The sequence below is a fragment of the Clostridium tetani genome, from assembly GCF_900167265.1.
Taxonomy (GTDB): Bacteria; Bacillota; Clostridia; order Clostridiales; family Clostridiaceae; genus Clostridium_G; species Clostridium_G tetani.
The window spans coordinates 1-25,110 of record NZ_FUWT01000023.1 but is presented as its reverse complement, the minus strand read 5'-3'; the positions used below and the strand labels follow the sequence as shown (position 1 = coordinate 25,110).

Genomic DNA, 25,110 nt, shown 5'->3' with positions numbered 1-25,110 from the left:
AATATGAGTTTATATAATGATTGGAAAAACATGGTTATAGATTATGTGAGAACTAGAGGAGAAGAAGCTTTTTGGAATGAATATGGTAGTATAGAAAAAAACATTTATACACAAATATTATCTAATAAGACTACCGAAATAAATGGTACTTTAAAAGATATTGCTGAAAAATATGATACTTCCATAATCTTTTTTGTAGGCTTTTTAGATGGTCTAAGTGATAGTTTAGTAGAACCATTAGATTTAGAAAATATAGAAGAAGATAGTAAACTTAATTTAAATATAGATTTAGAGAAATTATATTTCAATATGCTTGATGCTAAAGCAGATTACCTATATAATTTACCTCAATGGGATTCAATTTTTTCTATTAAAAAAAGAAAAGAGATTCATACTGAATGGAAAAATTCTAAAACCATTGTTAATGAAAATAAAATTGGCAGAAATGATCCATGCCCTTGTGGTAGCGGTAAAAAGTACAAAAAGTGTTGTGGAAAAAATTAATTAGCAATTTAAAAGCAGGTATTCTACCCTGCTTTTATTTTAATTATATTAAAAATAATAGGAGTATATATATGAATATAACAATAATTTCTGTAGGAAAATTAAAGGAAAAATACTTAAAATTAGCTGTAGAAGAATACTCTAAAAGACTAAGTCGATACTGCAAATTAAATATAATAGAAGTCACCGATGAAAAAACTCCCGATAATGCTTCCGAAAAAGAAGAACTACAGATAAAAGAAAAAGAAGGAGATTTAATATTAAAAAATATAAAGGACAATATGTTTGTAATAGCTTTAGATCTAAATGGTAACGAACTTACCTCCATAGATTTTTCAAACTTCATAAATGATTTAGGTATTAAAGGGGAAAGTAACCTAACTTTTGTTATAGGTGGATCTTTAGGGCTATCTTCTAAGGTTTTAAGTAGATCTAATTATAAACTTTGCTTTTCAAAAATGACATTTCCCCATCAATTATTTAGAGTAATGTTATTAGAACAAATATATAGAGGATATAGGATTATGAATGGTGAACCATATCATAAGTAAGTGAGGTTTATAGCCTTAGTAATTAAATTAATTATTAAGGCTAGTTAATAGTTAAATTTTTTAACTTATAGATATTATTTTACATTGTTAACACATTTTAAGATCTCCTCGAGTTTTTTTATAGATGTAAGTCTTTCATTACACTGCTTACTATCTAAGCATACATTAAATCCTATAGATTTATAAGCCCCTTCTTTAGAGCGAGGGATTTTGCATGGAGATGAAACAAAGGCTACCTCATCTCTTCTACCCATATGATTACAAAGGGTACACATATTCATGTTATTAGAATTATAACTTGGGATTTTACATACCATACCAATGGGTTTACCATCCATATTATAAACTATAAATAACTTATTAGTGGATTCATCAATCCAACCCAAATACACATTTTTGGAATTGTATTCATCTAGATTGGGTAATTTTAATTTTTTTTCTTTTTTAAATAACTTACTAATCTGTTCTTTTGTAATACTTGGAATTCCATATACATATTCATTTAAATTATATAAATAATTATCAATGTGTGATGAATCAGTTATTTTAATAATATCAACTATATTCTTTTCTTCTTCAGATAAATTTGTAAAAAGATTTAATATCTTATTATTTATATAAAATTTAGTTACTTCAACGACTTTAGCGTCTATACAGCCTACAAATGCACTATTTAAATCACGCAAACATTTCTTTATATAATTATACTCATGTTTTTTTATAAAAGCTTTCATAATTAAGCACCTCATTTTTTCAGATATTATTTATTTTAACTTTATAAGAATTTATTTAATAAAAAATGATTATTGTTGCTTAACTTGAAGTAACAATAATCATCTTTATTTAAAACATATTATATATTTATATTACTTTTAAACATTGCTTTAAATTAAAGATGATAATTTCGTTGGAATTATACAATGAAATAATAACATGATTAAAAGTAACTATTCAATCTAATAAATAATTCTGTAATGATTATGAGCATAAATATTTTTGGTCACTTATGATTCGTCTAATGCTCTTTTCCGATAAGTAGTATTCTTTAGTTAGTACATCAACTGAAGTACCATTAAGATACTTTTTATAAATTTCATTATTTCTTGCTTTAAGATTATTTTTTATGCCGCTATCTTCTCCCCAGGATTTATGATTTCCATGTTTTCTAGGAATATAAAGATATTTTCCGTCTACATATTCTTGTATTATTTTAACAATTTCTTCTGGTAACACATCTTGTGCCTTTGCATATTTCATTTTTCTTTACTCCTCTACTCAAATAATAGCATTAAAGCAAAGAATACTGAAAAGCTATGTGTTACAAAGCCTAAAAAATGTTTATATTTCAGCTAACTAAACACATTAGGCTCCAAACAAAGCATAGCTTACTTTTAGTAGTCTTTGCAAGGAGCAAGTTGTTTTGAAGCTGAATGTATTGTATACCTTCATAAAATCACCTCCAATATAATTATATCAGATACTCACAGGTTTTACGAAGAAAAGATAGTAAAGAGTAGAGATATAGATTTAAAGATAGAAAAAAATGATATAATAAAAATGAACAAAATAATTTTAGTAAAGCTATAACAAATGGAGTGGTGATATTTATTATGAATAGCAATATAAACATATTAGTTGTAGAAGATGATACAGATATAAATAATCTTCTTTGTACAATGTTAAATAAACAAGGTTACAAAGTAACCAGTGCTTATTCTGGTTCTGAAGCTAAAATGTGCCTTGAAAAACAGGACTTTCAACTAATTTTACTAGATTTAATGATACCTGCTATATCAGGTGAGAATCTTATTTCAGAAATAAGAAAGTTTAAAACCATGCCTATTATAGTTATTTCTGCAAAACCTGGACAAGATATAAAGATAAAAGTATTAAAACTTGGTGCAGATGATTTTATATGCAAACCTTTTGATACTAATGAAGTTTTAGCAAGGGTGGAATCTCAGCTGAGAAGATATACTGTATTCTCCAGTAAAAATAAAGAAAAAAATATTTTAACATATAAGGATTTATCCCTAAACAAAGAAACACTTGAGGTAGCAGTTAAAGGTGAATATATTTCTTTAACTGCAAGGGAATTTACTATATTAGAACTTTTAATGTCTAATCAGAAAAAGGTTTTTACAAAAGCCAATCTATTTGAGCATGCTTGGAATGAAGATTTTTTTTGTGATCATAATACAGTAAATGTTCATATAAGCAATATTCGCTCAAAATTAGCTAAAATTAATCCAGATATAGAATACATCCATACAGTGTGGGGAATTGGATATAAAATTAATGATAAAACTTAAGACTTTCTTAATCTTTTCTTTATGGTATCTTGTTAATTATATCTTAATATATAATTGTGCAAGAAAAAGGAGGTCGATTTAAGTGTCTGATACAGTACTTAAAGTTAAAAATATTACTAAAAAGTATCACAATCATCTAGCTGTAAATAATGTTAGTATGGAAATAAATCAGGGAGAAATTTATGGACTTGTTGGTAAAAATGGTGCAGGTAAGACAACCCTACTTAAAATGATATGTGGACTTACAATACCATCAATAGGAGAAATTAGTTTATTTAATGAAACATCACAAAATGGTTTGAATAAATCCAGAACAAGAACAGGATCTATAATAGAAACCCCAAGTTTTTTCCCTTATTTATCTGCAAAAAAAAATCTTGAATATTATAGAATACAAAAAGGTATTGCAGAAAAGAATTGTGTGGACGAAATAATTAAAGCTGTAAATCTTGAAGATGCAGGAAATAAAAAATTTAAAAACTTTTCTCTTGGTATGAAACAACGTTTAGGGTTAGCCCTAGCTTTAATGGCAAATCCAGATTTACTTATTTTAGATGAACCTATAAATGGACTTGATCCTACAGGTATTGTAGAATTTAGAGAAATTTTATTAAAACTTAATAAAGAAAGAAATACTACAATAATTATATCTAGCCATATATTAGGTGAGCTTTCACAAATGGCAACTATGTATGGATTTATTAACAAAGGTGAACTTGTAGAACAGCTATCTTCAAAAGAATTACAAGAAAAATGTAAACGTTGCTTATCAGTTAAAGTAGACAATACTGAAAAAGCTGTTACAATAATTGAAAAGGAACTTAACTGTAGTAACTATAAAGTTTTAAATAATAACGAGATTAGATTATATGACCATATAGATACTCCTGAAATAGTAGCTCAGTCACTTGTATATAATGGCGTTATGTTATATTCAATGAATCAGGTTGGTGCAAATTTAGAAAATTATTTTATCAATTTGATTGGAGGTGCTCATAATGCGTAATTATATAAAAGCTGACCTTTACAGAAACTTTAATCGAGTATATTTTTGGGGATATACATTTGGTATTGCCGCTTTGCCTTTATTGCTTAATATAATACTTAAAATTACTAATGTCAGTGAGGATACTATGAGTTTAGCTATATTGCTGCAATTATCTGTTCATATGCTTATAATACCAGTATATTTAATAGCACCAATAGTTGAAATGGTAACAGCTGAAGAACAAAAAAATCTCACCCTTAAAAATGTATTATCCTTTGGAACTTCAAGAAATAAATTAGTATTATCCAAAATTATTGTATCAATAATTCTTTCTTTAATAGCAGCTATTATTATATTAACAATATTCTTTGGAAGTTACATAATATTGTTTGGTATTGGCAAAGGATTTTCCCTAGGTCTTGTGGGTAATTTTATTAAAAGATTATTAGTATCCACAATATTGTGGATTAGTGCCATAGCAGTATGTACTTTTTTGGCTTTTGCTATTAAAAATAACAACATGTTTGCTTTTTCTTATGTATTAATCTTCTCTATGCTGGGAAGTGTTATAAAAGTACTTTCATCATTTGTTTCTAGTAAATTTCAGTACATTCATAATATACTTATTTCAACTCAAATAGGTAAATTAGGTGCACCCGAGATAACAAGTTCCACACTAACTCATGCAGCTTTTATAGGCATTATGTATTTAGTTGTATTCACAATTTTAACTATGATATATGTTAAAAATAAAGAAATTAAGTAAAAAGAAAGGGTGACATTTATGCAAGGGTTAATTATTGTTTTTCTTATAATTATAACAGTTGTATTTGCCACCCTATATATTTTATTACATAAAGAACTTAAAAATATAACTAAACAATTAAAAGAAATTAATAATACTAAAACTAATTCAAAAATATTAATATCCTTTTCCAATAATTTAGTAAAAAATTTAGCTTTAGAAATAAATAAATCTTTAGAGAAAAAATCAGCTACTGAAGCTGAGCATAAAAGAATGGATTTAGAAATTAGACAATCTATTTCAAATATATCACATGATTTACGAACCCCACTTACATCAATAATTGGATATATTCAGCTTATGGAAGATGATAGCTTGTCTCAAAACGAAAGAAGTCAATATATAGATATAATAAAAAAGAGAGCAAAATCCTTGCAAACTTTAATATGTAGCTTTTATGATCTATCAAGACTTGAGGGAAGAGAATATAAATTTGATTTAAGAGCACTAAATTTATATAACATACTATGTGATTTAATAGCAGTATCATATAATGATTTTATTAGTAATGAAATAGAACCTATTATTGATATAGATGAACAAATTCCTATGATTATTGCTGATGAAAATGCAGTAAGACGTATAATTTCAAACCTAATACAAAATATGATTAAATATAGCAATGAATTTATATCCATATCTCTAAAATATAACAAAGATCATATAATATTAAATTTCACAAATGATGCACCAAATTTAAAAGAAGATGATGTAAAATATTTATTTCAACGATTCTTCACAGCAGATCGTACTAGAAGTGGAGAAAGTACTGGTCTTGGTCTTGCTATTGCTAAAGAATTAGTTGAACAAATGGGTCACGAAATCTTTGCAAAATTATCAAAAGATAAACTTAGTATAATAATAAAATGGAAAGTAATAAATGATTCTTATATAAAATAGGGCTATCTTTTAATGATTTTTTAATCATTAAAAGATAGCTCCTTTTTTTATTAAACTTTGTACTCTTTACTTTGTAGTAGCCTGCTTAAATCTTTCATTTACAACATCCCAGTTTACAATGTTCCACCAAGCATCTATAAAAGCTGCTCTTTTATTTTGATATTTTAAATAATACGCATGCTCCCACACATCTAAAATTAGCAATGGTTTAACTCCCCATTGAGTTAAGTCTTGATGCTTCTCTGCAGTTAATATAACTAATTTATTAAACATACAATTCCAACAGAGTATAGCCCAACCTGATCCTTCTACTGCTACAGCTGCCGCTGAGAATTCTTTTTTGAAAGTTTCATAATCTGTAAAGTCCTTATTTATTTGATTTAATATCTCATCTTTTGGTTGGCTACCGCCAGGCATCATATTTTCCCAAAATAATGTATGAAGTATATGACCTGAGCCATGGAAAGCTAATTCTCTTTCATAGTGTTTAATTAATGTATAATCTCCAGTCCTTCTACACTCTTCAATTTTATTTTCTGCATTATTTAATCCATCTACATAAGTTTTATGGTGAATATCATGATGAATTCTTAAAGTAGCTTCATCATAATGGGGTTCTAAAGCATTATAAGCATAGGGTAGAGCTGGTAAAGTATGAGCCATATATTATCACCTCTTAAATTATATTTTAGGCATTTAAAATAACAAAACACCTTTACATATTTATTATTAGTCTTAGTTTATTTCTTATTCATTGTAAAATTCTTCACAAATAAATAATATATTTATGACTTTGGCAATAGGACTTATAATCCTTAACTTGCTTGGACTTAGTAAAAAGAAAACTGGTTATCAAAAATCAGCTTTCTTAATAGCAACAATATTATTTATAGATTTATTATGGTTTAATGGTATAATTATATTTGATATACAATATGTTCCCTAGGTGGTGGGTATAGTGGAATTAAATAAAAAAATACTAAAATTAGGATTACTTCTAATTTTATTATCATTAATTTTTACTATAGGATTCGCATCAGTTTATAGATTAAAAAACCCTGTATTTTTAAAAATGTTTGTTGAAAAATATGTATATGTTAATGAAAATTCAGCTTCATTAGATGGACTTGAACTCAAGTATATAACTAATATATTAGATAGTAGAAAGGTTGTTGGTATTAATTTTAAAGAACAACCTAATATTGAAATTATTGTTTCACCCAATCCTATGGGGCATGAAAATTTATCACCTTTTTATAATAATAGCCCCAATAAACAAATTGGATATATATATGGAAGATATATTGTTAATACTATATATCTTAATATTAACAATATAGATAAAAAGTTTAATGAAATTGAACTTAATAATGCTAAGGTAAGCTTTGATGATGGAAGTACGTTAGACTCAAATCTAGGTCGTATAATATTATATAGAGATAAAAATAACCATGAAGATATAGAACATATTAGTTCTAGTGCTTCCTCTGATGGTACTTCCTCATCTAATAAAAAACTTAAAAAAGATATAAAATTATTAAATGTTGAATCCCCATTATTAGAAGATTTAAAGGATTATTTTGATCTTTCTATAGAAAATATTGATTATAAAGATGTTTCCGGAGTTAAATATGAAAAAGATACAGTATTAAGTATACATTCTAAATTCAAAACTCCAAAGTCTATATTTGAAGAATATAGCTTTTATGATATAAATCCAAAACTATATTATGAGGATATCAAGGGAAATAAGTCATATATTCGCATATATAATATTAATCATACTCCCTATAATTTTGATTTAAAAGGAATGTTTAATTACTTAAAATCAAGGAGTGTGATTTAGTATGTATAATGAATATAATAAGATATTTTGGGGAATTTTTATTGCTACATTTAATATAAAACTAGGAGCAATAAAGATATTACCAACATTTATAGGTTATATAATTATCTTAAATGGATTAAGTTCTTTATATAAAAAAACTCATATAGAACCATTTAATAAATCTAAAACTTTTGCAATTATAATAATCATTATAACTGCCCTAAGCGAATTCATGGAATTTTCATCAATTGAATCAAATAATCTTTTTTTATTTAATGAAATATGGATAGTTTTTTCTAGTGTTATAGAGCTTCTTATATTTTATAATTTTTTTGATGGTTCCATTGAATATTTCAACAATAATAATATCTGTGACTTAGCTTGTGAAACTATAAAAAAACTAAGATTTTATATAATAGTTTCAGTTATTAATATTATATTTTTAAATTTTGCACTTATATTTAATATAACATTTTTAAATATTATAATTCCTATAATATTAATTATTTTACGTATCTATTTGATTATGTTAATTTATAGGTTTAAAAATACGTCTGTTGAAGAAATTGAAACTAAGTAAATACTTAAAAATATTTTTATAAGGACGGGATAAAATTTTATGAGACTTAATAATTTTATTAGTTCAACTGGAATTTGTTCTAGAAGAGAAGCTGATGAATTAATTAAACAAAAAAAAGTAAAAGTTAATGGAGAAATTGCTCCTTTAGGATATATAGTAAATTCAAAAGATAAAATCGAAGTAAATGGTAAATTACTTCAAAAAAAGAAAAATGATATATATATTGCTTTAAATAAACCTGTTGGCATTACTTGTACAACAGAAAGACATATAAAAGGAAATATAATTGATTTTATAAACCATACTGAACGAATTTTTCCAATCGGTCGACTAGATAAAGATTCTGAGGGTTTAATACTTCTTACAAATGACGGAAGTATTGTTAATGAAATTTTAAGAGAAGAAAATAACCATGAAAAAGACTATATTGTAACTGTAAACAAACCCATTACTCCTGCCTTTATAAATGGTATGTCAAAAGGAGTAAAAATTTATAATCCCGTAAAAAATCAATACACAATAACAAATAAATGTAAAGTGGTTAAAATTAATTCTAATACCTTTAAGATTACTTTATCCCAAGGATTAAATCGTCAAATTCGAAGAATGTGTTCAAGTTTTAGCTATAAAGTTGTAAAACTTAAACGTATTAGAATTATTAATATTACACTAAAGGGTTTAAACGTAGGAAAATGGAGAAACCTAACAGATGAAGAGGTTAGAATTCTCAGATCCAAAAATAACTAGCAAATATCACTAAGCAATAAAAAACTCTTCCTTATAAAAATATTTTTATAAGGAAGAACTTTTTATTATTAAAAGTTATTATTTTGTGTAATTATCAAAATAACCTTGTATATATATAATAGGTGTTCCTTTATCTCCACTTCCTGAAGTTAAATCACAAAGAGAACCTATAAGGTCAGTAAGTCTTCTCGGGGTAGTACCTTGTGCTTCCATACTTCCTATAAGATCTGACTCTTTATTTTCAATGTATTCAGATATAGCTTGTTTAAGCTCTTCCCCTTTTAAATTAGCAAAGTTATTATCTGCAAGATATTTTAACTTAATTTCATTAGGTGTACCTTCAAGTCCTGATGTGTATCCAGGTGATACAACAGGATCAGCAAGTTCCCAAATCTTACCTACAGGGTCTTTAAATGCACCATCACCATAAACCATAACTTCGATAGTTTTTCCTGTCTTTTCTTTGATAATATTTTGAATATCATTAACCACACTTTTACAATCTCTTGGGAAAAGCTTAACGGTTTCTTCAGTAGCTTTATTTGATCCTAGAAGACCATAATCTTCATTATATCCACTACCATCTATAGATTGTGTCAAAATATCATCAAGTCCATAAATTTTTTCTCCACCATTTGCTTTTAAAATTCTCTTATTTCTAAATCTAGTATGAGTATCACAAGTAATTACACTCTTTGTGTATTCCAAAATAGTTTTTGGATTGTTTGAGAAAATTATTTCACATTCAACACCATATTCTTCAATTAAGGATTTATAATAATCTATATAATCAACACCAGTAAAAGTATGTTTATTATATCCAAAATAATCACGGAATTGCTTTTCTGTTAGAACATCTGTCCAAGGATTTACACCTTTTTCATCAAGAATATCTATATCTACTAAATGATTACCTACCTCATCGGATGGATAGCTAAGCATTAATACAATTTTTTTAGCTCCTTTTGCAATACCACGAAGGCAGATGGCAAAACGGTTACGACTTAAAATAGGAAATATTACACCAATAGTATCTTCTCCAAATTTTGAACTTACATCTTTTGCAATAGCATCAATACTTGCATAGTTTCCTTGAGCACGGGCAACAACTGATTCAGTTACAGCCACTACATCCTTATCATTGATAGAAAAACCTTCTATTTCTGAAGCTTTTAATACACTATCTACGACAATTTGTGAGACACTATCTCCTTCTTTAACAATTGGAGCACGAAGCCCTCTAACAACAGTTCCTACTATTCTTTCCATATTAGATTCTCCTTAATTATTTTTATTTTTAATTAAATAACTATTCTACATTTGTAATATACACTATTTTATGGTATAAGTAAAATAAATAGATATAATAATACATATAAGGAGGAGTTATATGTCCATTAAACTAGATTTATATAAAATTTTCTCTGAAGTAGCTAAACACAAAAGTTTTTCTAAAGCTGCAAAATCTCTTTATATGACACAACCTGCTGTAAGTCAAGCAATTATGCAACTTGAAAATGAACTAGAAATACGTCTTTTCACCCGAACATCTAGAGGAGTGATTCTTACAAACGAAGGTGAGCTTTTATTTGAGTATACAAATTCAGCTATTAATTTAATTAATGTAGCTGAAAAAAAACTTATAGAATCTAAGAATCTGTTAATGGGTGATTTAAAATTAGGTGTTGGAGATACTATTTCTCGCTATTTTTTATTGCCTTATTTAGAAAAATTTCATAGCAGCTATCCAAATATTAAGTTAAAAATTATTAATCGTACAACTTTAGAACTTTGCGTTATGTTAAAATCAGGTGAAATTGATATTGCAATTTGCAATCTACCAATTAATGATCCCTCCTTAGAAGTAACAGAATTAACAGATATACATGATATTTTTGTTTGTGGTAAAAAGTATAAAAATAAGATTTCTAAATCTATAAGTCTTAAAGAACTATCAAAATTTCCATTAATATTACTTGAATCTAAATCAAATTCAAGGCAATATGTAGAAAAATACATGTTGTCAAAAGGTATTCCCTTCACTCCTGAAATTGAGCTTGGATCTCATGATTTACTATTAGAATTTGCAAAGATAAATTTAGGTATATCCTGTGTTATCAAGGAATTTTCACAGGATTATTTAAAAAGTAAAGAACTTTATGAGATACAAACAAATGAGGTAATACCTAAAAGAAATATAGGAGTTTGTTTTTTAAAAAGTGTTTCTCTTTCACCATCTTCTACAAAATTTGTTGATATACTAAAAAAATAACTATTTTAAATCACTTTCCTCATATTTAGGCACTACTCTATTAAATTCATCATTTATATTTTTTCTTAAGGTTTCATCTGTAAATATATCAAATCCTGTTAATGCCATAGCTTTAGCTGCTTTTATAATTTGTTCATATGCTGTAGATGTATTAGCTACTTTTGTAAATTCAATAGAATGAGAATTTACTTCTTTATCTGCTATTTTTATATATGAGTGAATAGATGGAACTTTAAGACTAACATTTCCTATATCTGAGGATCCATATTTCATATTAGCATCTGGATATTTCATCTTAATATCAAACTTAGCGGCATTTTCTCTAAGTTTTTCATCTATATATTTATTAGGATATCTTTCTGCATATATGAGGGATTTTTCTATTTTTACTTTAACTTTCATAAGCTTTTCTATTGTATTTACTATATGTTCTACATACTCTACTACTATTTTCAAATCTTTTACTGTTTCTGCCCTTATACTAAACTCACAAGAAGCATAATCTGGAATAATATTAGATGTATTTCCACCATTAGTTATAATACCATTTACATTGGTCCTTACTGGGAATAATGCTCTAAATTGGTCTATCATATTAAAAGTTTGTATTACTGCTTGTAGCGCATTAATACCACCTTCAGGGAAAGAAGAATGAACTGATTTACCATAATATTTTATACCTATTACTCTAGTTGCTAACCCCCCTCTACAAATTAAATTTCTTGTGCAAGGATGCATCATTAAAACATAATCTATATCATCAAAACATCCTTCTTTTAACATTATAATTTTGCCTCCTCCGCCTTCTTCTGCTGGAGTTCCTAACACAACTATTTTCCCATCTATGTAATTGGACACTTCCTTTAGTCCTATGGCAGCTCCTACAGCCATAGTAGCTATTAGGTTATGTCCACAACCATGACCTATTTCAGGTAAAGCATCATATTCCGCTAAAAAAGCTACTGTAGGTCCATTTCCATTGTATTCTGCTCTAAATGAAGTTTCTAATCCTCCTATTCCTTTTTCTATATTAAATCCATGTTTTTCTAGCATAGTAGTTATATTTTTTACTGCATTATATTCATTAAAAGATAATTCTGGTTTTTTATGAATGTTATTACCTAATTCAATAAGTTCACTTTTTATAATATCAATTTTGTTAATTATAACTGCCTTTTCTTTCATCATTTAACACCTCAAAATTGTAGATTTAATATACTAATTATACTACATATATAAATAAAATCTGTTAACCCATATTTTATTTTAAGTTTACAACTTACAAGCTTTAATATATAATTAAGTTAAAATTTATATTGGAGAGGTTAAAATGAAAAATATCATTTTAGAAATAGAAGAAAAAATTTATTCAGATGAAGACATTACTTTCAATGAGGCCATTACACTTTTTCAATCAAGTTATGATAAAAATTTAAATAATTTATTAGATGCGGCAAATAGAATTCGTAATAAATTTAATGGAAATATAGTAGATCTCTGCTCAATTATGAATGCTAAATCCGGAAGGTGCTCTGAGGATTGTAAATTTTGTGCTCAATCAGAACATTATAATACAAATATAAAAAAATATAACATGATAAATATGTCAGATGCTCTTAATTTAGCAAAAGAAAATAAAGAACATGGAATAAACAGATTTTCTTTAGTAACTAGTGGAAAGGCACTAACAAGTAATGATTTTGAAAAAGCTTTAGAAATATATAAAGAGATAAACAAAAGAGTAAATATAAATCTATGTGCATCATTGGGTATTTTATCCTATAATCAATTATTACAGCTTAAAAATGTAGGAGTTACAATGTACCATCATAATTTAGAAACTAGTAGAGAATACTATAATAAGATATGTACAACCCACTCTTATGATGAAAGAATAGAAACAATAAACAATGCAAAAAAAGCAGGTCTTATGGTATGTTCAGGTGGAATTATTGGTATGGGTGAAACTATAACTGATAGAATAAAACTAGCTTTTGAGCTTAAAAGTCTTCAAATACAGTCCATTCCGATAAATATTTTAAACCCTGTAAAAGGCACTCCTCTTGAATATACTAAAAGATTAGAACAAAATGATATATTGAAAACCATAGCTATATTTAGATTTATAAATCCAAAAGCATCTATAAGATTAGCTGGGGGCAGAAATCTTATAGATAATTTCGGTAAGGGTTGTTTTAGAGCTGGAGCTAATGCTACTATATCTGGGAATTACTTAACTACATCAGGTAATAAAATAAATGATGATATTGAAATGATCAAATCACTAGGTTTATCTTTAGATATTTAACTATTTATCCTAATTTTACTGTATTATGAGGTGTTCATAACTATGAATAGATTTCAAATAAAACTATTAATGCTTATTCTTATGTTATTAGATCATATTGCTAGCTTTATTCCTAATACTCCTATTTGGTTTAATCATGTGGGAAGAGTTGTAGCTCCTGTTTTCTTTTATCTTCTAATTAACGGATACTTTTACACAAAGAATAAAAGTAATTATGCTAAAAGACTTTTTGTAGCTTCTGGATTTATGGCAACAGGTAATATGTTAGTTTCTACATTCTTTTCTTTGGATATCTATAATAATAAATTAAAGTTATATAGCATAGGAATACTATTTACTATAATATTGTCATTTATAACGTACATAATTTATAAAACTCCTATTGAAAGTTTAAAAAAATTAAATTTCTATGGTTTCTTATTAGCATTATTACCTATAGTTTTTTCATCATTGTTTTTAGATATGACCATTTTAAAAAATAATATATTTCTTTCGATGGCATTTTCTATAATGTTTCTAAACTCACTTAATCATAATAAAAGTGATTATACCCATATTATACCAGCAATACTTTCATTAATTACTGAGGCAAGTATTTTAGGACTTTTAATGACAATTATTTTTTATAAGTTTAGGAAAAATAAACCTTCTCTTATTTCATATTATTCAATACTATCACTAAGTTTTCTTATTGGTGAAGGATTTACTTACGAAAGTTTATTTATTACTAATATACAATGGATGATGATTTTTTCTATACCATTTTTCCTTCTGTATAATGACAAAAAAGGTAGCGATATAAAATACCTTTTCTATGTATTTTATCCTCTTCATGTTTGGATACTATTTGCTATAGGTTCTTTATTAAAAAGATAGCTAAAAAACTAACCTATAGAAATAAATTCTATAGGTTGCTTTTTAATTATCTAAATTTATATGGCAATATCCATTTGGATTTTTCTTAAGATATTTTTGATGGTATTCTTCTGCCAAATAAAAATACGTAACCTTTTCTACTTCAGTAACTATGGGTTTGTCATATTTTTTACTTATCTCATCCTTACTTTTTAAAATATCATCTAAGTCTTCTTTATCATAGTAGTAGATTCCAGTTCTATATTGATGCCCTACATCTGGTCCTTGCCTATTTAATATAGTTGGATCTATTATATCCCAAAATTTATCAAGTATCCTTTTTAAACCTATTATACTTTCATCAAATTTTATATAGCATCCTTCAGCATAACCTGTATTTCCATTACATACCTCTTCATAGCTAGGATTCTTCGTCACACCATTTACATATCCTACTTTAGTATCTACCACTCCATATATCCTTGAAAAATATTCTTCTACTCCCCAAAAACATCCTCCTGCTAAAATAATTTCTTTCATAAATTTCACTCCCTTCAATAATTATATTAAATATGTAGGTACATAATCCTTTATTTGCCTAAACTTTAGCTAAATAAAAGATTATTATAACTTTTCATTTAATTAGTGTTATAATATATTTTGTATTATTTTTTTAATTTTATTTATAAGGGGGCAAAAATATTGAAAAAGCAAAACTTATGGGCAGATATTTCCTTGCTTATAGTTGCTATAATTTGGGGTAGCGGTTTTGTAGCAACTAAAAATGCATTAGATTCTATATCACCTTTTTTTATTACAACGTTACGTTTTTCAATAAGTACTTTAGCTATAGGTATAATATTTTTTAAAAGAATAAAAAATATTGATATAAGTCATTTAAAAGCTGGATTTATTATAGGTTTTTTTCTTTTTTCAGCATTTTCAACACAAACAATAGGTCTTTTATACACCACAGCTAGTAAACAAGCATTTTTAACTGGAACAAATGTAGTAATGGTTCCTTTTTTCTATTGGTTTATTTCAAAAGAAAAGCCTAATTTATATAATATAACTGCAACTTTCTTATGTCTAATAGGAATATCCTTACTTACATTAGATGGATCTATGCATATAAATAAAGGAGATTTACTTACATTAATATGTGCCATATTTTTCGCTTGCCATGTAGTAGCAACTGGATACTTTACTAAGAAATATGATCCTATAATCTTAACCTTCACTCAATTTTTTGTTACAACTATATTATCATTCTTATCTATGATAATACTTGAAGGAGTTCCTAGTGCTATTCCTAAAGAAGGAATTTTTCCTGTGTTTTATCTAGGAATATTTAGTACCTTTATAGCATTTTTAATACAAACAATTGCTCAAAGGTATACTTCTCCTTCACACACAGCTATTGTTTTATGCTTAGAATCAGTATTTGGAACTATATTGTCCTGTATACTACTTGGTGATAAGTTTACTTATAAAATATTTATAGGATGTGTTCTTATATTTTTAGCAATAATAACCGCAGAAACAAAATGGGAATTTCTACGTGATATTAATAAAAATGTACAAGCTCAAGAAGAATAATTTCCAATAATAGTTTTTAGGAGGATGGTGTAAAATGAGATTACTTTTAACTAACGATGATGGTGTAAATTCAAAAGGTATATATACATTAGCAAAAGAACTTCAAAAAGAACATGAGATAATAATTGCTGCACCTTCTATAGAAATGAGTGCAAAAAGTCATTCTATAACCATAGCAAAACCATTATTTATAAAAGAGGTTGAATTAGATGATATAAATGCTACTACTTATAGTATTAGTGGTACTCCCGCTGATTGCGTTAAAGTTGCTATGGATAAAATTTTGGATAAGCCAGTGGATATGGTTATCTCTGGAATAAACTATGGAACAAATCTAGGGATAGATATATTATATTCTGGTACTGTATCAGCAGCAATTGAAGCTGCTATACATAATATACCATCTATAGCTATGTCAGCTGAAGTTAAAAATGGAGATATAAATTTTGATACTGCTGCAAGTATTGCAAGAGAATTAGTAAAAATTTCACAAGAAAATTCAATGAAAGGTAATTTAGTATTAAATGTTAATGTTCCATGTTTAGATAAAGACTCTTTAAAAGGATTAAAAGTTTGCCAGATGGGTGGTAGAACTTTTACATCTTATTTTGAAAAAATAGAAAAAAACAAAGAAGTCTCTTATATGCTAAAAGGCGAATTAACTAATAATCATAAGCCTACTACAGATATACATTTTCTAAGAAAAGGGTATACTACTATAACACCACTACACTATGATCTCACTAATTTTAAGATTATGAATGACGTATCTAATTGGTTTTAATACAAATAAAAAACAATATTTAAAATTAAAAATGTCCTCATTTAATATGTTTAGTTAAAAAAGCTTCTTAATATACTAAATGGGGACATTTTTATTACTTTATTTTTAACTCCTTTCTCATTATATCATCAGTCATAGGTCCTTGTATTCCACTATATACAAAACCTTCCTCATCTATGAATAAAGTTGTAGGAAATGCTTGCACTCCATAATTTTGTGCTACCTCTTGTCTTTCATCTAAAACTACTGGGAAATCATAACTCTTCTTTTCCATAAATTTCTTGATTTTATCCTTATTTTCTCCTACATTTACAGCTAATATTACTATATCTTTATCTTTAGTTTCATTGTGGATATTTTGCATATAAGGCATTTCTTGTACACAATATCCACACCAAGTTGCCCAAAAATTGAGCATAACTTTTTTTCCTTTGAATTCACTTAAAGTTATTTCTTTATCATTTAAATCCTTAAGTTTGAAATCTAAGGATGCTATTCTCTTAGGTTTATCTTCACTAATCTCTGTTTGTGTAGTGGTATTACTTTTATTATCAATATCCTTTTGGTTTTTATCTACATAGAATTTATAAAATACAGAAGATAAAATTATCAAAATTAAAATTAGAAATATTGTAACTTTCTTTTTCAAATTTATCACCTTCTTTTAATTAAAAATATTATTTATTATATACATTTTATTAGTAAAGGTCATTATGCCCATAAATATAAGTACTAATCCACTAGCTATAGAAACTATATTAAAATACTTAGAAAATCTTTTTATATATCCTGATATAAAGTCCACTAAAAATCCTGATATTATAAAAGGTATCCCTAAACCCACAGAGTACGCTATCAAAAGTTTAATTCCTGAAACCAGAGTTGTAGTACTTCCTGCATAAATTAATATAGATGCTAACATAGGCCCTACGCAAGGAGTCCAACCTATGGCAAAAGCCATTCCTATAAAAAATGAACTTAATCCTGATTTAAACTTTTGTGGCTGTAGCATAGTCCTTTGGTAGTAAAAGGTTTTTATTTTTAATACTCCCATAATATGTAGACCGAATACTATAATTATTATTCCGCCTATTTTTCTAAATATATCTTTGTTTCTATCAAATAATTGACCTAAAGATGTTACTGATATTCCCATTATTATAAATATCAAGGTAAAACCTAACGTAAATCCTAATGCTTTATATATTACTGTTAATTTATTTTTATTATTCATCTCTTCAATAGAACTTCCAGTTAAATAAGTTAGATATATAGGAACTAATGGAAGCACACAAGGAGATAGAAAAGATAATAGTCCTGATGAAAAAGCTAAAAATAATGATACATTCCCCAAAAAATCCCTCCTAAAACTGTTTATTTATATATTTAATTTTTATTATATTCCATTAATATGAAGATAATATGAAGAAAGTTTAGAAATAAAAAAAGTATTGATGAGTGCTCCTAAAAGCTCCCCCAATACTATATCTTTCAACTAGTAGCTATATTTAATTCTCCTATAGTTGCCTTATTTATTGTTCCTAACCTTTCCATAAAGGCTTCTGGCTTCTGCAATTGTCCAAACCCATGATATTGATAGAATGTTTGAGCATCTTTAGTTGCTAACATAAGTCTTTCAATATTGATCATATCTGGATGAGTTATAACACAGTTTATCAACCATTTTCCTAATCCCTTACCTCTATAATCTTCATGTATAAATACATCCCTAACATAGCCAAAGGTTATATAATCTGTTACTACTCTAGCAAAACCTATCTGTCTATCTTTATGATACAAACTAAAACAAAGAGAGTTTTCTATAAATTTTTCAACTATTTCTCTATTTCTTTTTTCTGACCAATAAGATCTAGACAAAAGTTCACATACAGCATTTACATCAATTTTTTTAGGATCTGTTGTTACAATAAAATCTTCTGAAATATATACTTGATACATTTTATTCTCCTCCTTATAAATAGGTTTTTAAATTAAATCTTAAAGTAGTTTATTATGTCTTTATACAGCCATAATTTAAGATTATATATTAAATTTTAAGTTTTGAATAGAAGAATTTTTTTACTTTTTTCGACATACTTTATATTGGCCTGTACAGCCTTTAATACTAGTCATTGACATTAAATTTTTTAACTATTATAATTAATAAACATAGATATTTATTTTCAATTATTATGAAATTTAAAGACTATGATAGGAAGAGTAGATAAAGGAGGTATCCAAAGCGAGCCAGTGACGGTGCAAGACTGGTGTTACATCTTTATTGAAGAACATCCTTGAGTTTCTAACTGAAATCTATAAGAAAGTAGGCTTAGAGGTATTCAGTACCTTATAACTGATGCATGAATTTATATAATTCATGCTTATTTGAGTGGTCATTTAGACAAATTGGGTGGTACCGCGAAGTCAGTCTTTCGTCCCTTTATAAGGATGAGGGGCTTTTTATTTTAACTTAATATAAGGAGGATTAACATGAAAAAAATTTCAATAAAGCAACTTTACAGAGAACCAGAAAAATTCATAAACAAAGATATTGTTGTTGCAGGCTGGATAAGAACCGAAAGAACTTCTAAAAATTTTGGATTTATAGAATTAAACGATGGAAGCTTTTTTAAAAACCTTCAAATTATTATAGATACTAATCTAGATAATTTCGACAAGGTTTCCAAATTGCCTATTAGTTCATCTATTGTAGTAGAAGGAAAATTAGTGGCAACTCCTTCAGCTAAGCAACCTTTTGAAGTTCAAGCATCAAAAGTAACAGTAGAAGGAACTTCACTTCAAGATTATCCATTACAAAAGAAGAGACACTCTTTTGAATTTTTGAGAAGTATTGCACATTTAAGACCTAGAAGTAACACCTTTTCAGCAGTTTTTAGAATACGTTCCCTTGCAGCTTATGCTGTACATAAATTTTTCCAAGAAAAGAACTTTGTATATGTTCATACCCCTATAATAACTGCTAGTGATTGTGAAGGTGCTGGCGAGATGTTTAGGGTTACTACTTTAGACCTAAATAATATACCAAAAAATGATGAAGGTAAAATAGATTTTTCTCAAGACTTTTTTGATAAGGATGCAAAACTTACAGTAAGTGGTCAATTATCAGCTGAATCCTATGCATTAGCTTTTGGTAATGTTTATACTTTTGGTCCTACATTTAGAGCCGAAAACTCAAATACAGCAAGACACGCATCTGAATTTTGGATGATAGAACCTGAAATGGCTTTTGCTGATTTAACTGACTACATGGATGTAGCTGAAGAAATGGTAAAATACATAATAAATTATGTATTAGAAAATGCTCCAGAAGAAATGAATTTCTTTAATAGCTTTATTGACAAAGATTTATTTAAAAGATTAGATAATGTTGTTAATTCAGAGTTTAAAAGAATAACATATACAGAAGCAGTGGACTTACTGCAAAAATCAGGAGAAAAGTTTCAATACCCTGTTGAATGGGGAATAGATCTTCAAACAGAGCATGAAAGATATATAACAGAAAAAATATTTGGCAAACCTGTTTTTGTAACTGATTATCCGAAGGATATAAAAGCGTTTTATATGAGACTAAATGAAGATAATAAAACTGTTGCCGCTGCTGACTTATTAGTACCAGGAGTTGGTGAAATTATAGGTGGTAGCCAAAGAGAAGAAAGATTAGACGTTTTAGAAGAACGTATGAAAGAATTTGACCTTAATGAAAAAGATTATTGGTGGTATTTAGAATTAAGAAAATATGGTTCTGCTAAACACTCTGGATTTGGATTAGGTTTTGAAAGGATATTAATGTATATGACGGGAATATCCAATATAAGAGATGTAATACCATTCCCTAGAACTCCAGGTTCAGCCGAGTTTTAATTAAATTTAAATAAAGTATACCTCATTCAGATGGAACTTAAGTTCCATCTGAAAATTAATTTATTGATCCTTTAGGACATACAAAAGCACACTTTTTACATTGTATACAATCAATATTGCTTATCTTACCTTCATTATTGTATTCATAAGGAGAAATCCCCATGGGACACTTTTTCTCGCAAACTTTACAATTTACACAATTATTATCAATATTCAATACTTTCTTGTCCTTTTTAAATTTTGAAATGAAGGCTGATATACTACCCATAGGACAAAAATTACACCATACTCTACTATTATAAAAGAATGATAATACTATTCCTACTAAACTTGTAATTACTATCATTCTATAAAATAACAATCCTATACCTGTTGCATTACCCCAATTTTTATATGATTGATTTCCAAATACAGTAAACATTATTATTATAACAGTCGCTCTAAAATATTTACTTTTAAGTAAATTAGGTGTTTTATTTTTATTACTAAATTTAGATAAAACTATATCATAGAAATTTCCCCTTGGACATAAATTACCACACCAATATCTCCCCTTACCAAATACAGAAAATAATATTGGAGCTAACATACAGACAATAGCTATAATAGCAAATCTAGAATCAAATAATCCAAGTATAACAAATGTTATAAAAACCAAATATGAATATCTTGACCAAAACTTTTTTATTTTCCCACCTCCTATACTATACCCCTGTATAGTATATTAATTTATTTTTTTATATCTGTCAATATTCCAAATCATCAATTTATTACTATTTATCACAAAAAATTTTATAAAATTCCTCAATAAAAGAGTTTATTAATGCTATTAATCGATTTCATCTCAGCTTTGCTAAATATTTTGATTATTTCTATATTTTTTTGTTGTAACCGATTGCTGTATCTTTTAATTTTCTTCCTATTTGTATAAAATAGATATGTACTAAAAAATTTTTTATTAAATATAGAAAGGCGGCTTACTTTATGGATTTTACGAATCTTTTCCTTACGCAGGGAAAGTTAGATGACCATATCTCTAAAAAACATAATTTAAGTGGCAAATCTCTTCTTTCTGAAAAACTTCTGGCACTTCAAGTAGAAATTGCTGAATTAGCAAATGAAACTAGATGTTTCAAATTTTGGAGCACTAAAGGACCTTCCGCTACAAATAAAATATTGGAAGAGTATGTAGATTGCCTCCACTTTCTTCTAACAATAGGATTAGATAAGGAATTTAATTATTTAAATTTTAATACTCCTAAAGAAGGAATAAGCGATAATATAACTAATCAGTTTTTAAATCTTTATATTGATATTAATGATTTTATAGTCTGTTCATCAAAGGATCATTATCAAACTCTATTTGAAGATTTTTTATATCTGGGAGTTAGTTTAGGTTTTACAGAAGAAGAAATAGAAGATGCCTATTATGTAAAAAATAATACAAATCATCAAAGACAAGTTATAGGGTATTAATCTTTAAAATGTAGAGTTCAAACTCTACATTTTTTATTTTATTTAAATAATTATCGTCTTGTATGGATAAAATACCTTTAAAAGGTGGTGTATTTATGTTAGGTATAATATTTTCAATTATAGCAGGAATTTCAATGAGCTTTCAGGGTGTCTTTAACACTCGTCTAAGTGATAAAGTAGGGCTTTGGGAAGCTAATTTTCTAGTACAAAGCATAGGTGCCATCCTCACTTTAATAGCACTTTTATTATTAGGTGATGGAAATATAAAAAAAATTAAAGAAGTTAATAAATTATATTTATCTGGTGGATTATTAGGAGTAATAATTATATTTACTGTAATGAAAGGTATAAAATCCTTAGGACCTACTTATGCCATTTCTACAATATTAGTTGCTCAATTACTATCAGCAGCTTTAATAGATGCTTTTGCACTATTTGGTTCTGAACAAATAAGATTTGGTATGAGTAAAGTACTAGGGATTGTAGTTATGATAGTAGGAATAGTTATTTTTAAGTGGGAATTTAAATAATTAAGGGAGTTTAATCACACATACTATCACATATACTATATTGTATATATAGAAATAAATTCAAAGGAGAATTTTAATTTGTTCAATTTCAAAAGTAAATTATCCCCTGATCTATCTGATACCATAGATAAAAACATTTATAAGAACATTAGGATAATTATATGCTGCAAAACTCTCCAGAAAAAAATAGAAAATAAAATAAAACTTTATAGAGGTAAAGTTTTATTTTCTATAGATCCTATAAAATGTATATGTGCCATAGTCCCTGCTTCTTCAATAAATAAATTTTTAGAATATCCCAACATAGACTATATATATCTTGATTCCTGTGCTTTTTTATGTGGCAAAAGTGTATTTAGTGCAAATAAAATCAGTATAGAAAAAAACTATAAACTTACTGGTAAAAGCATAGGAATAGGAATAATTGACAGCGGTACTTATCCACACCTAGATCTTATAACTCCTAAAAATAGAATATCAAAATTCTTAGATTTAATAAATCATTGTAAATATCCTTATGACGATAATGGTCATGGAACTTCAGTGGCAGGAGTAATTTGTGGTAATGGATATTCCTCAAAGGGAATTTATAAGGGTATAGCTGAGGATAGTTGTCTATACTCTATAAAAGCCTTCAATGATTTAGGCAGAGGGTTTATATCAGATATACTATATGCTCTAAATATATTAATAGAAGACAGTGATAAATTTAATATAAAAGTTATTTGTCTTCCCTTTGAAATTTTAGATAATAACAAAAATCTCCTGTCCTTATTTAATAATTTATTTTCAATGGCTATTTCAAAAAATATTACAATAGTTGTTCCCTCTGGACATAATGGTATCAGTTTTAATTCCATGAAAGGTATTGCTCTTTTGGATACATGCATAACTGTAGGAGGATTAAATATATCTTCTCATATTAAGCCCTATACTAATTCTTCTGCAGGTCCAAACTTTAAATTAAATAAACCAGATATTGCCGCTGCATGTGTTGATATAATTTCTACAACTACAAACACTAGCTATATTTCGGAACGAAAGGGCAGAAAACTCTACCCTAAAGCCCTGGAAGAGCCTTATTCCTCATTTACAGGTACTTCATATGCTGCTGCCTATGTTACTGGATTATGTGCTCTTTTATATGAGAATAACCCTAATTTAAATTTTAAAGATATAAAAGCATTATTTAAAATATCTTCTGAACTTCAAGATATTCCCAAAGATATACAAGGTCATGGCATTCTAAATTTGTCGAAATTATTACCATGATTCTTTAAAGTAATTTTTATTTATGGTAAAATGTAGATATAAGATATATACAAATGAGGAGGTACCATTAATATGATAAGTGAAAAACTGAATAAAGCTATAAATGATCAAATAAACTTTGAAATGGAATCAGAAAACATATATTTGGCTATGAGAGCTTATTGTAAATCAATAGATTTAGATGGCTTTGCTAACTTCTTTGATGCTCAAGTTAAAGAAGAAAGATTCCATTGTATGAAGTTCTTTGACTATGTTAACCAAGTAGGAGGAAGAGTTGAAATTGGTGCTATAAAAGGACCTAAAAACGATTTTGATTCTCTAGTTGATGTATTTGAAGCAGCTTATGCCCATGAACAAATTGTTACTAAAAAAATATATGCTCTTATGGATTTAGCTATGGATGAGAGAGACCATGCTACTATAAGCTTTTTAAAATGGTTTATAGATGAACAAGTAGAAGAAGAAGATACTTTCTCTACATTAGTATCTAGACTAGAAAGAGTAAAGGATAATCCAACAGCTATATATATGTTAGATAAAGAATTAGAACAGAGAGTATTTACTGCTCCTGTGGTTGAATAAATAAAAATAAAACCTAAGCTTTTAAAGTTTAAAATGTACCCTTTGTCAAGGACAGTTTAAAAAAAGACTAGGCGGTACTAAGAAGATGATTTCTGTATTTTACAGGAGTCATCTTTTTTAAATTCCATTGACCTCTATAATTATTATAATAATCCATATATTCATCAATTTCTTCCAAGAGTTCAGCAAATGTATTACAATTTTTAATATTTGTTTCATCCTTAAGATGTCCAAAGAATGACTCCTGTGGAGCATTATCCCAGCAGTTACCTCGTCTAGACATAGATTGTTTTATATTATATTTTTTAAGCAATTTCTGAAATATGGGACTAGTG

At 27.2% G+C, this 25,110-nt stretch carries 32 protein-coding genes and 1 other annotated feature; of the genes, 21 read left to right on the top strand and 11 right to left on the bottom strand.

Annotated elements, in window-relative coordinates; genetic code table 11:
- Positions 1-3 precede the first annotated feature (3 nt).
- Both B5D21_RS13070 and rlmH read left to right on the top strand, forming a co-directional pair.
- A complete protein-coding gene (locus B5D21_RS13070) occupies positions 4-504 on the top strand; it encodes an SEC-C metal-binding domain-containing protein (RefSeq protein ID WP_035110657.1) in 501 nt (166 codons plus the stop codon).
- 71 nt (positions 505-575) lie between these two features.
- Positions 576-1,055, top strand: a complete 480-nt coding sequence (gene rlmH, locus B5D21_RS13065; RefSeq protein WP_011098488.1) for a 23S rRNA (pseudouridine(1915)-N(3))-methyltransferase RlmH — start codon at positions 576-578, stop codon at positions 1,053-1,055.
- Between the two features lie 74 nt (positions 1,056-1,129).
- Here the strand turns inward: rlmH and B5D21_RS13060 are convergent, their stop codons facing one another.
- Both B5D21_RS13060 and B5D21_RS13055 read right to left on the bottom strand, forming a co-directional pair.
- Positions 1,130-1,789, bottom strand: a complete 660-nt coding sequence (locus tag B5D21_RS13060) for a FusB/FusC family EF-G-binding protein (protein WP_035125466.1) — start codon at positions 1,787-1,789, stop codon at positions 1,130-1,132.
- Positions 1,790-2,033: 244 nt separating this feature from the next.
- Complete coding sequence (locus B5D21_RS13055) at positions 2,034-2,312, bottom strand: CD3324 family protein (protein WP_035110659.1); 279 nt, start codon at positions 2,310-2,312, stop codon at positions 2,034-2,036.
- A 144-nt stretch (positions 2,313-2,456) separates the two neighbouring features.
- Here B5D21_RS13055 and B5D21_RS13990 point away from each other — a divergent pair, with 144 nt between their 5' ends.
- The 5 genes from B5D21_RS13990 (at position 2,457) to B5D21_RS13035 (ending at position 6,060) form a co-directional block, all read left to right on the top strand.
- The gene (locus B5D21_RS13990; protein ID WP_035110660.1) at positions 2,457-2,642 is read left to right on the top strand and encodes a hypothetical protein; all 186 of its coding nucleotides are present in this window, start codon (positions 2,457-2,459) and stop codon (positions 2,640-2,642) included.
- A gap of 23 nt (positions 2,643-2,665) precedes the next feature.
- Positions 2,666-3,367 (top strand): response regulator transcription factor, encoded by a 702-nt coding sequence (locus B5D21_RS13050; protein WP_035125465.1) that lies wholly within the window; start codon positions 2,666-2,668, stop codon positions 3,365-3,367.
- A gap of 82 nt (positions 3,368-3,449) precedes the next feature.
- On the top strand, positions 3,450-4,373 hold the full coding sequence (locus B5D21_RS13045; RefSeq protein ID WP_011098485.1) for an ABC transporter ATP-binding protein: 924 nt from the start codon (positions 3,450-3,452) through the stop codon (positions 4,371-4,373).
- Positions 4,366-5,121 carry an ABC transporter permease gene (locus tag B5D21_RS13040; protein ID WP_035110663.1) on the top strand — a complete coding sequence of 252 codons (756 nt, stop codon included), beginning with the start codon at positions 4,366-4,368 and terminating at the stop codon, positions 5,119-5,121. Before B5D21_RS13045 ends, B5D21_RS13040 begins: the two co-directional genes overlap by 8 nt.
- A gap of 18 nt (positions 5,122-5,139) precedes the next feature.
- Complete coding sequence (locus tag B5D21_RS13035; RefSeq protein WP_035110664.1) at positions 5,140-6,060, top strand: sensor histidine kinase; 921 nt, start codon at positions 5,140-5,142, stop codon at positions 6,058-6,060.
- Between the two features lie 66 nt (positions 6,061-6,126).
- Here the strand turns inward: B5D21_RS13035 and B5D21_RS13030 are convergent, their stop codons facing one another.
- Positions 6,127-6,723 (bottom strand): superoxide dismutase, encoded by a 597-nt coding sequence (locus B5D21_RS13030; protein WP_011098482.1) that lies wholly within the window; start codon positions 6,721-6,723, stop codon positions 6,127-6,129.
- Between the two features lie 124 nt (positions 6,724-6,847).
- On the opposite strand from B5D21_RS13030, the gene B5D21_RS14110 reads away from it, so the two are divergent.
- From B5D21_RS14110 to B5D21_RS13015, 4 genes are read left to right on the top strand one after another with little or no spacing between them, the layout of a single operon-like run.
- A complete protein-coding gene (locus B5D21_RS14110) occupies positions 6,848-7,006 on the top strand; it encodes a hypothetical protein (RefSeq protein ID WP_158001435.1) in 159 nt (52 codons plus the stop codon).
- A 12-nt stretch (positions 7,007-7,018) separates the two neighbouring features.
- Positions 7,019-7,906, top strand: coding sequence for a hypothetical protein (locus B5D21_RS13025; RefSeq protein WP_035125462.1), 888 nt, complete (start codon positions 7,019-7,021; stop codon positions 7,904-7,906).
- A gap of 1 nt (position 7,907) precedes the next feature.
- Entirely contained in the window at positions 7,908-8,468 is a 561-nt protein-coding gene (locus B5D21_RS13020; RefSeq protein ID WP_011098480.1) for a hypothetical protein, read from the top strand.
- A gap of 39 nt (positions 8,469-8,507) precedes the next feature.
- A complete protein-coding gene (locus tag B5D21_RS13015) occupies positions 8,508-9,215 on the top strand; it encodes a pseudouridine synthase (RefSeq protein WP_011098479.1) in 708 nt (235 codons plus the stop codon).
- 78 nt (positions 9,216-9,293) lie between these two features.
- Here B5D21_RS13015 and B5D21_RS13010 read toward each other — a convergent pair whose 3' ends face one another.
- Positions 9,294-10,484: a coenzyme F420-0:L-glutamate ligase gene (locus tag B5D21_RS13010; protein ID WP_011098478.1), complete on the bottom strand. Its 1,191-nt coding sequence runs from the start codon at positions 10,482-10,484 to the stop codon at positions 9,294-9,296.
- A 121-nt stretch (positions 10,485-10,605) separates the two neighbouring features.
- Between B5D21_RS13010 and B5D21_RS13005 the strand changes: the two genes are divergently transcribed.
- On the top strand, positions 10,606-11,487 hold the full coding sequence (locus tag B5D21_RS13005) for a LysR family transcriptional regulator (protein WP_011098477.1): 882 nt from the start codon (positions 10,606-10,608) through the stop codon (positions 11,485-11,487).
- Here B5D21_RS13005 and B5D21_RS13000 read toward each other — a convergent pair whose 3' ends face one another.
- Entirely contained in the window at positions 11,488-12,675 is a 1,188-nt protein-coding gene (locus B5D21_RS13000; protein ID WP_011098476.1) for a M20 family metallopeptidase, read from the bottom strand.
- Positions 12,676-12,817: 142 nt separating this feature from the next.
- Here B5D21_RS13000 and bioB point away from each other — a divergent pair, with 142 nt between their 5' ends.
- Positions 12,818-13,795 (top strand): biotin synthase BioB, encoded by a 978-nt coding sequence (bioB, locus tag B5D21_RS12995; RefSeq protein ID WP_011098475.1) that lies wholly within the window; start codon positions 12,818-12,820, stop codon positions 13,793-13,795.
- Between the two features lie 42 nt (positions 13,796-13,837).
- Positions 13,838-14,671 carry a TraX family protein gene (locus B5D21_RS12990; RefSeq protein ID WP_035110669.1) on the top strand — a complete coding sequence of 278 codons (834 nt, stop codon included), beginning with the start codon at positions 13,838-13,840 and terminating at the stop codon, positions 14,669-14,671.
- A 42-nt stretch (positions 14,672-14,713) separates the two neighbouring features.
- Here the strand turns inward: B5D21_RS12990 and msrA are convergent, their stop codons facing one another.
- Positions 14,714-15,190: a peptide-methionine (S)-S-oxide reductase MsrA gene (msrA, locus tag B5D21_RS12985; RefSeq protein WP_035110670.1), complete on the bottom strand. Its 477-nt coding sequence runs from the start codon at positions 15,188-15,190 to the stop codon at positions 14,714-14,716.
- A 162-nt stretch (positions 15,191-15,352) separates the two neighbouring features.
- Between msrA and B5D21_RS12980 the strand changes: the two genes are divergently transcribed.
- The gene (locus B5D21_RS12980; protein ID WP_338028194.1) at positions 15,353-16,249 is read left to right on the top strand and encodes a DMT family transporter; all 897 of its coding nucleotides are present in this window, start codon (positions 15,353-15,355) and stop codon (positions 16,247-16,249) included.
- Between the two features lie 34 nt (positions 16,250-16,283).
- On the top strand, positions 16,284-17,033 hold the full coding sequence (surE, locus tag B5D21_RS12975) for a 5'/3'-nucleotidase SurE (RefSeq protein WP_011098471.1): 750 nt from the start codon (positions 16,284-16,286) through the stop codon (positions 17,031-17,033).
- 94 nt (positions 17,034-17,127) lie between these two features.
- Here the strand turns inward: surE and B5D21_RS12970 are convergent, their stop codons facing one another.
- From B5D21_RS12970 to B5D21_RS12960, 3 genes are all read right to left on the bottom strand, one after another.
- Positions 17,128-17,682: a TlpA disulfide reductase family protein gene (locus B5D21_RS12970; RefSeq protein WP_035110671.1), complete on the bottom strand. Its 555-nt coding sequence runs from the start codon at positions 17,680-17,682 to the stop codon at positions 17,128-17,130.
- A gap of 15 nt (positions 17,683-17,697) precedes the next feature.
- The gene (locus B5D21_RS12965; protein WP_011098469.1) at positions 17,698-18,387 is read right to left on the bottom strand and encodes a cytochrome c biogenesis CcdA family protein; all 690 of its coding nucleotides are present in this window, start codon (positions 18,385-18,387) and stop codon (positions 17,698-17,700) included.
- A 137-nt stretch (positions 18,388-18,524) separates the two neighbouring features.
- Positions 18,525-18,992 (bottom strand): GNAT family N-acetyltransferase, encoded by a 468-nt coding sequence (locus B5D21_RS12960; protein WP_011098468.1) that lies wholly within the window; start codon positions 18,990-18,992, stop codon positions 18,525-18,527.
- A 240-nt stretch (positions 18,993-19,232) separates the two neighbouring features.
- Positions 19,233-19,476 (top strand) — a binding site (T-box leader).
- A 47-nt stretch (positions 19,477-19,523) separates the two neighbouring features.
- Between B5D21_RS12960 and asnS the strand changes: the two genes are divergently transcribed.
- Positions 19,524-20,915, top strand: coding sequence for an asparagine--tRNA ligase (asnS, locus tag B5D21_RS12955; RefSeq protein ID WP_011098467.1), 1,392 nt, complete (start codon positions 19,524-19,526; stop codon positions 20,913-20,915).
- A gap of 55 nt (positions 20,916-20,970) precedes the next feature.
- Here asnS and B5D21_RS12950 read toward each other — a convergent pair whose 3' ends face one another.
- Positions 20,971-21,603, bottom strand: a complete 633-nt coding sequence (locus tag B5D21_RS12950) for a 4Fe-4S binding protein (protein ID WP_035110673.1) — start codon at positions 21,601-21,603, stop codon at positions 20,971-20,973.
- Positions 21,604-21,899: 296 nt separating this feature from the next.
- On the opposite strand from B5D21_RS12950, the gene B5D21_RS12945 reads away from it, so the two are divergent.
- The 4 genes from B5D21_RS12945 (at position 21,900) to B5D21_RS12930 (ending at position 24,775) form a co-directional block, all read left to right on the top strand.
- Positions 21,900-22,391, top strand: coding sequence for a dUTP diphosphatase (locus B5D21_RS12945; protein WP_011098465.1), 492 nt, complete (start codon positions 21,900-21,902; stop codon positions 22,389-22,391).
- Positions 22,392-22,486: 95 nt separating this feature from the next.
- Complete coding sequence (locus tag B5D21_RS12940; RefSeq protein ID WP_035110675.1) at positions 22,487-22,921, top strand: DMT family transporter; 435 nt, start codon at positions 22,487-22,489, stop codon at positions 22,919-22,921.
- A gap of 78 nt (positions 22,922-22,999) precedes the next feature.
- Positions 23,000-24,193: a S8 family peptidase gene (locus B5D21_RS12935; RefSeq protein WP_011098463.1), complete on the top strand. Its 1,194-nt coding sequence runs from the start codon at positions 23,000-23,002 to the stop codon at positions 24,191-24,193.
- A gap of 72 nt (positions 24,194-24,265) precedes the next feature.
- Complete coding sequence (locus tag B5D21_RS12930; RefSeq protein WP_011098462.1) at positions 24,266-24,775, top strand: ferritin; 510 nt, start codon at positions 24,266-24,268, stop codon at positions 24,773-24,775.
- A gap of 67 nt (positions 24,776-24,842) precedes the next feature.
- On the opposite strand, the gene B5D21_RS12925 is transcribed toward B5D21_RS12930, so the two are convergent.
- Positions 24,843-25,110 (bottom strand): IS3 family transposase (locus B5D21_RS12925; RefSeq protein ID WP_143323994.1); only part of this gene is annotated, 268 nt, incomplete at its 5' end.

Coding starts and splice junctions, on each gene's coding strand:
- asnS (WP_011098467.1), top strand. CDS start 19,524: ATGAAAAAAATTTCAATAAAGCAACTTTACAGAGAACCAGAAAAATTC.
- B5D21_RS13015 (WP_011098479.1), top strand. CDS start 8,508: ATGAGACTTAATAATTTTATTAGTTCAACTGGAATTTGTTCTAGAAGA.
- B5D21_RS13055 (WP_035110659.1), bottom strand. CDS start 2,312: ATGAAATATGCAAAGGCACAAGATGTGTTACCAGAAGAAATTGTTAAA.
- B5D21_RS13050 (WP_035125465.1), top strand. CDS start 2,666: ATGAATAGCAATATAAACATATTAGTTGTAGAAGATGATACAGATATA.
- B5D21_RS13010 (WP_011098478.1), bottom strand. CDS start 10,484: ATGGAAAGAATAGTAGGAACTGTTGTTAGAGGGCTTCGTGCTCCAATT.
- B5D21_RS13060 (WP_035125466.1), bottom strand. CDS start 1,789: ATGAAAGCTTTTATAAAAAAACATGAGTATAATTATATAAAGAAATGT.
- B5D21_RS13070 (WP_035110657.1), top strand. CDS start 4: ATGAGTTTATATAATGATTGGAAAAACATGGTTATAGATTATGTGAGA.
- msrA (WP_035110670.1), bottom strand. CDS start 15,190: ATGAAAGAAATTATTTTAGCAGGAGGATGTTTTTGGGGAGTAGAAGAA.
- B5D21_RS12930 (WP_011098462.1), top strand. CDS start 24,266: ATGATAAGTGAAAAACTGAATAAAGCTATAAATGATCAAATAAACTTT.
- B5D21_RS13035 (WP_035110664.1), top strand. CDS start 5,140: ATGCAAGGGTTAATTATTGTTTTTCTTATAATTATAACAGTTGTATTT.
- surE (WP_011098471.1), top strand. CDS start 16,284: ATGAGATTACTTTTAACTAACGATGATGGTGTAAATTCAAAAGGTATA.
- B5D21_RS12990 (WP_035110669.1), top strand. CDS start 13,838: ATGAATAGATTTCAAATAAAACTATTAATGCTTATTCTTATGTTATTA.
- B5D21_RS14110 (WP_158001435.1), top strand. CDS start 6,848: ATGACTTTGGCAATAGGACTTATAATCCTTAACTTGCTTGGACTTAGT.
- rlmH (WP_011098488.1), top strand. CDS start 576: ATGAATATAACAATAATTTCTGTAGGAAAATTAAAGGAAAAATACTTA.
- B5D21_RS13040 (WP_035110663.1), top strand. CDS start 4,366: ATGCGTAATTATATAAAAGCTGACCTTTACAGAAACTTTAATCGAGTA.
- B5D21_RS13005 (WP_011098477.1), top strand. CDS start 10,606: ATGTCCATTAAACTAGATTTATATAAAATTTTCTCTGAAGTAGCTAAA.
- B5D21_RS13020 (WP_011098480.1), top strand. CDS start 7,908: ATGTATAATGAATATAATAAGATATTTTGGGGAATTTTTATTGCTACA.
- bioB (WP_011098475.1), top strand. CDS start 12,818: ATGAAAAATATCATTTTAGAAATAGAAGAAAAAATTTATTCAGATGAA.
- B5D21_RS12960 (WP_011098468.1), bottom strand. CDS start 18,992: ATGTATCAAGTATATATTTCAGAAGATTTTATTGTAACAACAGATCCT.
- B5D21_RS13000 (WP_011098476.1), bottom strand. CDS start 12,675: ATGATGAAAGAAAAGGCAGTTATAATTAACAAAATTGATATTATAAAA.
- B5D21_RS12945 (WP_011098465.1), top strand. CDS start 21,900: ATGGATTTTACGAATCTTTTCCTTACGCAGGGAAAGTTAGATGACCAT.
- B5D21_RS12940 (WP_035110675.1), top strand. CDS start 22,487: ATGTTAGGTATAATATTTTCAATTATAGCAGGAATTTCAATGAGCTTT.
- B5D21_RS13030 (WP_011098482.1), bottom strand. CDS start 6,723: ATGGCTCATACTTTACCAGCTCTACCCTATGCTTATAATGCTTTAGAA.